This is a genomic window from Pedobacter nyackensis (assembly GCF_900176505.1).
In the GTDB taxonomy this organism is placed as follows: domain Bacteria; phylum Bacteroidota; class Bacteroidia; order Sphingobacteriales; family Sphingobacteriaceae; genus Pedobacter; species Pedobacter nyackensis.
The window spans coordinates 224622-237645 of the sequence record NZ_FWYB01000003.1; the positions used below are offsets into that span (position 1 = coordinate 224622).

Annotated in this window: 3 protein-coding genes; all 3 read left to right on the plus strand. The window is 42.6% G+C overall.

Translation table 11 applies throughout. The features are described 5' to 3' along the window. Window positions 1–136 precede the first annotated feature (136 nt). Genes B9A18_RS09080 through B9A18_RS09090 form a run of 3 tightly spaced genes read left to right on the plus strand, consistent with a single transcriptional unit; the run spans window position 137 to window position 12950 of the window. Window positions 137–9880 carry an Ig-like domain-containing protein gene (locus tag B9A18_RS09080; RefSeq protein ID WP_084288961.1) on the plus strand — a complete coding sequence of 3248 codons (9744 nt, stop codon included), beginning with the start codon at window positions 137–139 and terminating at the stop codon, window positions 9878–9880. Between the two features lie 34 nt (window positions 9881–9914). Next, window positions 9915–10910 carry a PorP/SprF family type IX secretion system membrane protein gene (locus tag B9A18_RS09085; RefSeq protein WP_235005272.1) on the plus strand — a complete coding sequence of 332 codons (996 nt, stop codon included), beginning with the start codon at window positions 9915–9917 and terminating at the stop codon, window positions 10908–10910. Window positions 10911–10946: 36 nt separating this feature from the next. Then, the gene (locus B9A18_RS09090; protein WP_235005273.1) at window positions 10947–12950 is read left to right on the plus strand and encodes an OmpA family protein; all 2004 of its coding nucleotides are present in this window, start codon (window positions 10947–10949) and stop codon (window positions 12948–12950) included. Window positions 12951–13024 lie beyond the last annotated feature (74 nt).

Consider the following 13024-nt stretch of genomic DNA (forward strand, 5'->3'; position numbering starts at 1 on the left):
TTGTAATAAATTACAATGAACAGAATGAACGGAATGAACCCCTGGGAGCGATGAATGAACAAGTCGAATAAGAAGTCGAATTGAATCTATGAGTATAATTGCGGCAATAAATTATGATCATCTCAATCCCCTACTCATGAAAAGGACATCTACCTTATCAAGCTCTTTTAACTTTTTACTTATTTTTCTCGGGCTCACTTGTATAACGTTTTTTAGTTTAAACACGTATGGCCAGACCAAAAATTATCTAACTGTAACTCCGTCTACCGGAATTGCCAGGTACACCACGGTACTAGGGATTGGCTCAGAAAATCCTGATGTTAGCTCTACAGGTGCCGGACAGGTCGATGCCCCTGGTAATGCAGCAGCTAATCCATCCGTAGCTGCTGCGACTCTTAAAGCGAATTATTTTAGTGTGTTGTTGGCAAGTTTTGAGGGGGAAGCTTACATTCAACTTAAAAATGCAGGCCAATTGACGGCAGGAACAACTACTTATATTCCTTTCGACCTGCCAACAAATAATGGGGTAAATCTTGATTTGCTCGGCGTTGTGGGTGATCTTACCGGGCTTCTTTCCAGTAAGGTTGTGCGGATAGATGCTTACAATAATGCAGATGCAAGTAACGATGGTACAAAGGTAGTGGATGCAAATGTTACCGCTACGGCAGTAAAAGATGTAGCAGGAAGAAACTATTTTGCTGTGACCTCAACAGTTCCTTATAATTCTGTTCGCATCAGACTAAGGGTTCGAAATAATTTGCTTTCGTTAAGCCTGGGAAGTACAATCAATATGAATGTGTACACTGCGTTTACTACTGCGAGTGATAATTGTGGCTCGCCACTTTTTACCAGTGTAGAGCAGTCTGGTTTAAACGTTTCTTTAACATCGTTAGTAACAAACCCTGATCGGGCGATTGATAATAATTTAAATACCTTTTCTCAGATACAAGCGGGATTGGTGGGCTTAGGTACATCCGTATCACAAACGATTATAATGAATGGCCTTTCTGAGATCGGGGATGTTGCTAAAGTAACGTTTTCACGACCAGGATCAGTACTCACGCTTGATTTGTTAAAAACAATCACATTAAGAGCTTATAATGGGAATAATCCTGTAGGTCAGGCGGTGCCATTGAACACCCTTCTTAACCTGGATCTGTTGGGTGTATTCTCTGATAATACGGCTGTTCCAGTGTTTTTTACACCTAGCGGGATATTTGACCGGATAAAGATTTCCATAGATAATACATTGGCCGTTGGTGGAAACATCTTAACCGGTGGAATCAATATTCATGAAGTGCAGCGAACAGTTGCAAGACCAACATTTACGGGTATAACAGGTAATGCTTTAACATTATGTGGTGGAACGGAACTTTCCTTGATGCCTCAAAGTCCTAATGCAGGATATACTTATAATTTTTACAAAAAAATAGGGGTTAATGGCCCAAGAACTTTGGTATCGGGTGTAACAGGTAATAATCTTAAAGAAAGCGGACTGGCCGCCGGAAACTATGTTTACTATGTTGCTGCGGTAGAAACAGGTTGCGTCGCTGAGTCTGATTTGGATAGTGTAAGAGTAACCGTTAATCCAACTGTAGTATTTACAACTACTATATTAAGTAATGGCATGGTGGGTGAGGCATATACTAAACAAATAGATCCTGCAACAGGAGGTGTTCCTGGGTATACCTACGCGCTGGCCGTTGGAAGTCAATTGCCGGCAGGATTGAACATTTCATCCAGTGGTTTAATTTCAGGTGTGCCATCCGCCGCAGGAACCTTTACTTTTTCAGTCGTAGCTAAAGATGCTGCAGGCTGTACTGCTATGGCAAATTATACTTTAACAATAGCCGCAGTTTTAAGTTTTCCGGTCGCCACTTTACCAAATGGAATGGTGGGTAAAACTTATCCGTCAACAGCCCTTCCAAGCCCTACTGGAGGTACAACTCCTTATACATTTACTGCGGTAAATGCACCCCCGGGGCTTTCTTTAGATCCTGCTACGGGTGTATTCACGGGGACGCCGATTACTGCTGGTACATATACCTTTCCCGTAACAGTTACAGATGCAGATGGAAATACCGTTACTACTAATTTTACAATTGTAGTAAGAGACGTTTTGGCATTGACTCCTGCTAATTTATCGGATGGTGTTAATGGAGTTAATTACCCTTCACAAATTATTCCTCCGGCAACAGGGGGTAGTGGTGTTTATACTTATGCTGTTGCGCCAAATAATTTACCTCCGGGATTGAGTTTTGATCCTTCGACAAGGGCCATTACAGGGCTGCCATCGCAATCAGGAACTTTTACTTTCCCTGTTAATGTAACCGATAGTGAGGGTAATACAGCATCCTTAGCTTATACCATAACGATTAAGGATCCTTTGGTGTTAGGGGCAGCCTCTCTTCCTGATGGAACGGTCAATGTTGTATATCCTACGCAAACTCTTCCAACAGCCACAGGTGGTACGGGGCCATATACTTATGTAGGAGCGAACACGCCTCCAGGCCTGACCTTCGATCCGGGTACTAATCAGATTTCCGGTAAGCCAACGCAATCGGGATCATTTAATACCACGGTTACTGTAACAGATGCAACAGGCGCAACTGTTACACAAAATTATCATATTAATATCCAGGGTTTATTGGTGCTTCCGGGTGCAACATTGGCAAACGGAACAGTTGGAACTCCTTATCCTACGCAAACATTGCCGGGAGTTTCCGCTGGGGGGACTTCGCCATATACTTACAGTGTTCCTGTGCTTCCTTCGGGATTGTCGTTCAATCCTGCTACCCGCGAAATTACAGGAACGCCAACAACTGGTGGTACATTTACCATCACACAAACTGCAATGGATGCAAATGGCATTACCACCAGTACAGATTATACCATTGTGATCGGTGTTGCAGATCCTGTAGTTGCAAATGCAACGATATGTGAAGGAAGCAGCAGCCCGTTATCTGTAACTAATGTACAAGCGGGTGTAACTTACAAATGGTATGCTTCGAGCGGTAGCACATCTATATTTACGGGAACTGTTTTCCAAACACCAACATTAACAAGTACCACTACTTATTATGTTCAGGCAAGTTCCGGAACTGCAATAAGTAATCGTGTAGAGGTAAAGGCAAATGTAAATCCTGCTCCTGTAGCAGCTGCTATCATTACAAACAATCAAATTATTAATGATGGACAGACAACTGTTCTACAGGCCAGTGCTACAGCTGGAAATACGATCAGCTGGTATGCAGCTGAAACCGGAGGCGCTCCTCTCGCCAGTGGATCTAGTTTTACAACTCCGATATTGAATGCTACAACTACCTATTATGTAGAAACTCAAAGTGCGGAGGGGTGTGTAAGTACTACCCGAACAGCGGTTGTCGTAACGGTAGTTACAGGAAGCTCAAATCCGAATTGTAATGCTGCTAATCGTCAGGAAACAGGCACCAGCGGTGTACTTTGTTTGCTGTGTAGTGTTCAGGGGGCTGGTAATTCAACTGATGCTGATCCAAACAATTTTACAAGGATTACCTTGTCAGTTGGGGTTGGGGCGACAGGGTATCAACGCTTGATTTTCCAAAATACAGGTCTTGCAACTGATAGCATTCGCCTCGATCTTGAAACTCCGACAGGATTACTGGATCTGAATGTACTGAATGGTGTTACCATTACTGTGCTAAAAGGTACTTCAGTTGTTTCTACATATAATTTAAACTCCTCTTTGGTTGATCTTAAACTGCAAAGTGGCAACCGTTTCAAAGCAACTTTTGTTGCAGGGGGGGAATATGATAGGGTTGAGGTTAGATTTGGGGCTGTTGTTGCCGCATTAAGCAGCCTGGATATTTACGGTGCTGAGGTTATTAATCCAAACCCTACATTGACCGCAGGCAGCCAAACGATTTGCTCGGGTTCAACAGCAACCTTAGCCGCTACGCCAAATGGAAGCACATCCCTTGCGTGGTATAGTGCAGCTACCGGTGGAAGTTTATTGTCTAGTACCAATACATATACTACACCAGCACTTACTGCAACCACCACCTATTATATTGAAATCAGCAAAGCTGGTTGCGCAAATCCGGAAAGACTTCCGGTAGTTGTTACTGTTACTCCAGCTTTAATAACTCCTGTTATCACGGGAACAGGAACGGTATGTGCAGGCGTTCCTGCTGTATTATCTGTAACTACACCACAAGCAGATGTAACTTATAACTGGTATACTGCTGCCAACGGTGGGACACTACTATTTACAGGTACAGAATTTAGAACGCCTGTTGTCAACAGCGATATTACCTATTATGTAGAGTCGGTAAACGGCAATTGTTCGTCTTCGGTAAGAACTCCGGCAGCACTTACTGTTAGTCCGGCTCCGGCTCTGCCACAAGTGAGCGCTTCAGCTACTACCATAAATCCGGGCCAGACTGCAATTTTAAACGCTTCATCTACGGATAATAGTAATGTTCCTGGTGTTGCCCCTGTAGTTACCTTTAACTGGTATACTACAGCCACTGCAACTACACCAGTTTTTACAGGCCCTACTTATGTAACACCACCACTTTTGGTTAATACTACTTATTATGTAGAAGCAAAATCAATCGCTACAGGTTGTGTTTCGGCTGGTCGTGCTCAGATTGCCATTACCGTAAACAATGGAGGTAATCCTAATCCGGTGCCCTGTGAAGCACCAACAACAGAAACAAATGGTGTTACTGGTGTCGCATTGCTTTCAGGTGTATTTAACCCTCAGTTAGCGATCGATAATGATACGCAAACCGGATCATCATTGGTGATGACTGTTGGCGCACTTGGTGCTTCTGTATTTCAAAGTGTAGAATTCCCAACATTATCTAATGTGGGCGATACCGTAAAATTACTGCTCAGTGCTCCTGGAAAATTACTTTCCCTGGGGCTATTTTCGAGTATTAAACTGAATACCTTTAATGGTGCTGCGAATAATAACGATGAGGTAACTGTTAGTGATCCTTTATTAGTTAGTGTAGAATTATTGAATGGCAATAGCCAGGCCCTGGTTTCTTTTGTACCTACGGCTCAATTTGATAAGGTTCGGCTTACCCTAAATGGAGGGCTTGTCGGCGCCTTAAATACCATTGATTTAAATTACGTACAACGTGTAATGGTGGCTCCTAAAGTAGCCTCATCTACCGTTACGGCTTGCGCCCCTAATACCATCCCTCTGGAAGTTGTTAGTCCGATAGCGGGCATCACCTATAAATGGTATAATGCAGCGGGTACCTCAATTGGACAGGGAGTGTCGATCACTAGTCCCGCTTTAACAGCTACTACCAAATTTTATGTAGAAGCGAGTTCTCCTGCTACCGGTTGTACCAGTTCTAGAACTGTCATTAATGTAACGGTTACTCCTGTACCGGATGCGCCTCAATTGTTGTCAGCGAATGTGGTAACCTGCTCAGGATCCAGTGTTGTTTTAACCATCGCTAATCCACAACCAGGATTAACTTATGTCTGGAGAGACGGCAGTAATAGTGTTGTGCAATCCCTTCCTTCCGCTACTTATACCATTACTACGGTAAGCGGATTGGCTACTTATACCGTTACTGCCCAAAATGGATGCGGTGGTGCATCTACTGCGACAACAGCAACTGTCAATGTCGGTGCAACTCCTACACCACCTGCAATAACACCTACAGCAGCCACTATAAATAGTGGTGAAAGTGCCGTCTTAATTGCAACTGCTACTACTCCAGGTGCTACTTTTAAATGGTATACGACTGATCCGACATTAGGCGGAGCGGTTGAAATATCTACAGTAGCCAATGGTCAGAATGGTACTTTTGTAACCGATCCAATTTTAAACAATGGAGCAACTCCTATCCTACAAACCTACTGGATAACCAGTACTACAGGAGTATGTACTTCTGCTGCAGCTTCAGTTGTGGTAACTATTTTACCTCCGGCATCAGGTGGCGGTGTTCCATGTGAAGCTGCTACAGCTGAAGAAATCGGTACGGGCGGTCCTCTTGCACTCTTAGCAGGAGTAGACAATAGACTGCAGGCTGTAGATAACAATGTGAACACAGGCTCAGCATTGAGAATTCCTGTTGGCGTTGGTTCTTTTGTTTACCAGAGAGTTATTTTTACCGGCGTATCTACCATCGGTGATAAAGTCCGTTTGAAACTGGTTTCGCCAAGTAAATTACTTACACTGGCAGTCATTCCAGGTATTGAAGTTACTACATATAATGGTGCCATCAGTAATGTTGATGTCATGGCATTAGATAACCCATTAATTCAACTGGAAATTTTACCGGGCAACGAAGAAGCTATTATCGAATTTACACCAATCAACGTGTTTGATAGGGTAGAAGTTCGTTTAAATTCAGGCCTTGCTGGCGCCCTTACGGCCATCAACTTTAATTATGCGCAGCGTATTATTGCAGCACCAGAGGTTGTCGCTGCTCCAGCTACTATCTGTGCCGGAACGCCTACTGATTTAATGGTTCTAAATCCGGTAGGTTCCATGACTTATAACTGGTACATCGACAATGCTACAACGCCAGCAGCTAGTGGCCCTACATTCCCTATAGGTGGCCTGGCTCCTGGAACGCATGAGTTCTTTGTGGCGGCTTCTCGTAATGGTTGTGAAAGCCCTGTCAGAACTAAAGTTACTGTAACAATTTTAGCAGTGCCTGATGTTCCGGTAGCACTTCCGGGAAATCCGACAACAGCTTGTGCCAATAGTCCGGCGGTTTTAGGGGTAACTCAAGTTCAAGGGGTCTCTTATACCTGGTATGATGCTTTAACTGCAGGAAATGTTTTGGCTACTAATACCAGTGTTTACACAACGCCAAGCCTTAGTCCAGGTACTTATACTTATTATGTAGGGGCTATTAATGCAAATGGTTGTCCACCATTAATATTAACCAGGACAGCAATTACCATTGTAGTACACCCATCAGCACTCCCTTCGGATATCACGGTAACAGGTGCAGAAAAAGCATTCTGCGTCGGAACAGTGGCTAGCTTAACTGCAAACAGTGCAATAGGCAATGCAGTGTTTACCTGGTATAGTGATGCAGCGCTTACAGATGCCTTATTTACCGGACCAACCTATACACCAACTGTCAATCAGAACACCACTTACTATGTGACTGTTCGTGGCGACAATAAATGCGAAAATACCAGCGGAAGTGGTAAAGCGATCGTTCTTAAGGTTAATCCGCCTGCAACGGCTGCGGATATTGCTGTAGCCGGAAGTTCTGCACCATTCTGTGCCGGATCAACAGCTAACTTAACAGCTTCAAGCACCACCGTTGTGAATCCGATATTCAATTGGTACAGTGATGCTGCATTAACGAAATTGGAACATACAGGACTTACATTCAACCCTGTAGTTACTGCAGCGATTACCTACTATGTAACTGTTAGCGGCGACAACAGGTGTGAAAATGCAGCTGCCGACGCTAAAATGGTAACTATAAGTATTAATCCAACTGCTAAGGCTGCAGACATTATCGTAACGGGAGCGGAAAAGCCATTCTGCGCCGGAAGTACAGTACAGCTAAACGCAGGTAGCGTAACAGTAATCAACCCTGTATTTACCTGGTATCGTAATGCTGCATTGACAGATCTTTTGTTTACCGGACCAATTTATAGTCAGGTAGTAACTGCAACCACCACATTTTTCGTAACGGTTCGCGGTGCAAATAAATGCGAAAATGTGAGCGCTGATGCCAGGGCAGTAACAGTTACGATTAACCCTCCGGCAACAGCAGCTGATATTACAGTTAGCGGGGCCAACAAGCCATTCTGCGAAGGCAATATTGCTCAATTACTGGCCACTACAACAACTGTAGATAATCCTGTATTTACCTGGTATAGTGACGCTACATTAATGAATGTAGTGTTCAGAGGACAAAGCTTTACACCAACTATTACTGCAAGTACTAATTATTATGTAACCGTTCGTGGTGATAACAGATGTGAAAATCTATCCAATGGTGGTAAAATTGTAGCGATTACTGTTAATCTACCTGCCAGTGCTTCAGATATTACGGTAACAGGTTTCAATAAACCTTTCTGTGTAGGCGCGACTGCGAATTTAAAAGCAAGCAGCATTACAGTAATTAACCCGGTATTTACCTGGTATAGTAATGCTGCATTGACGAATGCAGTGTTTACAGGTGAGAATTATTCACCTGTAATAAACGGTCCAACTGCTTATTATGTAACGGTTCGTGGTGATAACAGATGTGAAAGTCCAGCCGCTGCAGCACAAGTGGTAGCTATAACCATTAACAACCCGGCAACTGATGCAGATATTAATGTTGCGGGTGCAGCTCTTCCAATTTGCGAAGGTGAAACAGTAACATTAACAGCTACTAGTGCGGTAGTAAACCCAATATTTACCTGGTACAGTAACCAGGCGCTAACTAGCCCGATCACTACCGGTGCAACTTTCTCGCCTTCAATTAGCGCTACTGCTACTTATTATGTAACAGTTCGTGGTGATAACAGGTGTGAAAATCTATCCGGAACAGGTAAAGGAGTTACCATAACCGTTAATCCGCGTCCAAATGTGCCTGTAATTGCTAGCACTGGTACCACAATTTGTTCGGGAGATGCAACTTTGCTGACTATTCAAAATCCGCAATCAGGTGTCCTTTATGAATGGTTTACCGCTGTGACTGGTGGAAGCCCGGTGAATACCGGAGCTACGTTTACTACAGGCTTCCTTAATGCTACAATTGATTATTTTGTACAGGCTACCAATGCATCAAATTGTAGTAGTGCGACAGGAAGAGTTAAAGTAACTGTAAATGTTGGTGTCAGACCACAGGCTCCATTAGTTGTGTCAGCTAATGTAAATACCTGTCTTGGAAGCGGTGCAACATTGTCGGTATCTAATGCAGTAGCAGGAGTTACCTATAACTGGTATTCAGCTACCAACGCTACGGTAGCGTTGGGTTCCGGTGCGACCTTTAGTGCTCCAGCAACTACAACTACAACAACAACTTATTATGTTGAGGCGGTGTTGGGTAATTGCGCAAACACTACACGTACTGCAGTTATTGTAACTGCTGGGGCTATTCCAACTGCTCCACCATCAATTTCAGGTGCGGCCAATCCATTGTGTTCGGGTAGTACTACGGTGTTAACAGTAAACAACCCGGATGCTACACTTAAATATGCCTGGTTTACCAATTCGGCAGGAGGAACTGCATTGGCCGAAGGAAATACATTTAATGTTCCGGTATTGAATGCTACCGCCACTTACTATGTAGGTAGTATCAATGCGCAGACGAATTGTCCAAGTAGTACACGTACAGCAGTTACCGTTAATGTATTAACCAAGCTTAATGCACCGGTTGTTGTCGTTCAGTCAACTACTGCAACAAGTGTCACTTTTGCATGGAGTGCAATAACAGGAGCAACCGCTTATGAAGTTTCATTAGATGGCGGCTTAACCTGGATCTTACCGAGCGGCGGTGCTGCCGGAACAACGCACCTGATAAGTGGCTTACAGCCAAATCAGAAGGTGAACATCAGGGTTAGAGCTAAAGGCCAATTGGATTGCCAGTTGAGTGATGCTACCACCTTTAATGGCGGAAGCGAAAATCCATTAGGTAATGCAGTCTTTGTTCCAAATACGTTTACACCAAATAATGATGGTAAAAATGATGTGTTGTACGTATACGGCAATAGCATTGCTAAAATGAAGTTCGGCATATATAACCAATGGGGGCAGTTCATTTACGAATCGGTAAATGTTCAAAACGGTTGGGATGGTACACATAAAGGACAAGCGCAGCCAAACGGAGTCTATGTGTATTTACTGGATCTTGAATTTAGTGATGGAACAAAAGAAATTAAAAAAGGAACAATAACGATTTTGAGGTAAAATGTATCCGATAATAATGAAAAAAGGAACTATCATGAAAACATTAATAAAAACAATAGCAATAGGAGCATTTTTAAGTTTTGGGGCTTTAAATGGCATCGCGCAAATAGACCCTCATTTCTCTCAGTACTATGCCCATCCACTATGGTTAAACCCTGCCTTAACCGGGGTTACCGATGGAGCATATAGGGTCTCCTTAAATGCTAAGCAACAGTGGGGAACGATCTCCAACTCATTCCTAACCGGGGGCGCATCATTCGATGTGGCCCCGGTTAAAAACCTCGCCTTTGGGGCAGTTGTCATCAATCAGAATGCCGGTGATGTCAACTACAATCACTTAACCGCACTCGTTTCCGGTGCTTACCGCATCCATTTTGGAAACATCGGTTTAAACATGCTTAACTTTGGTTTGCAGGCAGGTATTTTAAACAAGAGTTTTGATGCCTCATCAGTAACATTGGGCAGTCAGTACAATCCTGTTATGGGCTATGATCCCAATTTTGGGGGCAGCGAATCCTTCTCTTCATCCAATACTTTGGTTCCCGATGTAAACTTCGGTGTAATGTATATCGATGGTAATCCAGATCTGCGTGTAAACGTTTTTGGTGGTGCAATGGCTGCACATTTAACCAGACCAGTAGATAAATTTTTAGGTAATGATGTTCGTATACCCATCAGGTACGCAGCACATGGTGGGGCACGTGTAAAAGTAACGAACACATTTGATGTTACGCCAAATGGCTTATATATGAAGCAAGGTACTGCCGAGGAGATATCTGCGGGTGCTTATGGTCAGCTCATGCTCAATCTGGATACTGATTTACTTTTCGGTGTCAATTACCGGCTGGATGATGCAGCGATTGCTTTTTTCGGATTACACCTGAAGAACATGACTTTTGGCTTGAGCTATGATTTTAATACTTCAAGCTTGAACCGCGCTACCGGAAATAAAGGAGGCCTGGAGCTGTCGGTATCATTTACGGGTAGAAGAGGAATACTTGGACCCAATTTCTTTTGTCCACGATTATAGTTAAATAACATGAATTCATTCCCCATTAATCATATAATGATGAAAACAAAGCTACTTTTTATCCTGCTTTTATTCGCTTCTGCAGCGGAGGCACAATATGTAACCGACAATAAAAGGATGGCCGACGTATATTTCCAAAATAAGGAATACTATGCTGCTGCGGAATATTATAAAAAAGCAGTATTTAACCCTAAGGATAGCGCAGGTTTTGTAGTCCCTTTTGGTTTCGAAAATAGAATAAAGGAAGGTGGAGAAAAAAGGGAGAACTATGAATATTGCGCCTATCAGTTAGCAGAATCTTTAAGGTTATACAAGAATTTTGGAGCTGCAGAGGGCTGGTACGAAGTCACCAAAGATTTTGTTAACCCCAAATATATTTTGAGTAATTTCTGGTATGGAGAAACATTGCGCTCTAATCAGAAGTTTAAAGAAGCCATCGCTGCGTTTAATAAATTCCTGAAGGAATATAACCTTAATGATGCTTATACGGTGAAGGCCCGACAGGAAATCGCTTCTTGCCGATTTGCTCTTTATGAACTGAGTTATCCAAGATTGGTTAGAGTTACTAACCTGAAAAATAGTATCAACACCAATAGTTTTGGCTCAAATTATACCCCGACAATCAAAGGCAATAATTTATACTTTAGCTCTTCAAGACCGTTGGGTAGTGATGGTAAAAAAGAGATTTTAACAGGTACGAATGCAAAAGTAGTTAAGAAGCAAACACCCTATTTAAATGCCATCTACATGACATCCGGCGACCCGCTTGATTTAAAGACAACCGTTAGCAAAACCAGTATTGAAGGGAAAGGCAAGGAAACGGCGGCACCAGCCTTTCATCCTAATGGAAAAATCGCTTACCTGACCAGCTGGACCGCTCAGGGTAACAAAAAGATATACCAGTTAAATGCAATGCCGGGAGCTTCAACAGGTTGGTCGGAGCCTATTGAATTAGGTGGACAGGTAAATGTAAAAGGCTTTAATACCATGCAGCCCTTTGTTACAAAAGACGGAAAGTTCCTGATTTTTTCATCCGACAGACCGGGAGGTTTGGGTAAGTATGACCTTTGGTATTCTCCAATCTATTCGGATGGTACTTTGGGGACTGCCGTAAATTTAGGTAACACCATCAATACGATTGAAGATGAGCAGGCGCCATATTACAATACTGCAGCAAAAAAACTTTTGTACAGCAGTAATGGGAAAATAGGTATGGGGGGCTTTGACTTTTATGAAAGTGATGGCGGGTTTGGGGATTGGTCGGAACCGAAGAATATGGGACATCCCTTCAATTCTTCAAAAGACGATCTTTATTTTACGCCAACTAAGAATGATGATTCTGAAGGTTTCATCAGTTCTGATCGAGAGTCTGCTTGCTGTCTGGAGGTCTTTCACCTTAAAAAAATGCCCTTGATTATTACGGGAATCCTGTTGGATTGTAATACTTTAAAACCTTTAAAAAATGCTGTGGTTACCCTGGCTGATTCTGTGCAGCACTTTAAAGTGAATACAGACGAAATGGGGAAATATACATTTAACGTAAATTCCAACCACTATTTTAAACTGACTGCTGATAAGGATAAATACTTTAGTAAGACGCTGTCATTTAGCTATGGTCAGATGGCACAAAGGGATACCTTGTTTAGTGCTGATCTGTGCTTATTGCCTTACGAAATAGATAAAGCAATTGTCCTTAAAGATATCTTGTATGAGTTTAATAGTGCTGATTTAACACCCGATTCAAAAGGAAAACTCGACCATTTGTACACCATTATGGTTGATAATCCAACGATTGAAATTGAGTTAATTTCGCATACAGATAGCAAAGGAGTGGATGCTTATAACCTTGATTTATCGAACAGAAGAGCTCAATCTTGTGTTGACTATCTGGTTGAAAAGGGAATTCCTGTAAAAAGGATGACTAATAAGGGGTATGGCGAAACCAAACCAATTGCTCCGAATGAGCTGGCTAAAGGGAAGGATAATCCTGAAGGAAGAGCATTAAATAGAAGAACAGAATTTAAGGTTACCAAAAAATAAATATTAATTATCTATTGAAAGCCTGCATATATTTTTGAGAATTTTTTCTTAAAAGTTATGCAGGCTTTCTGCTA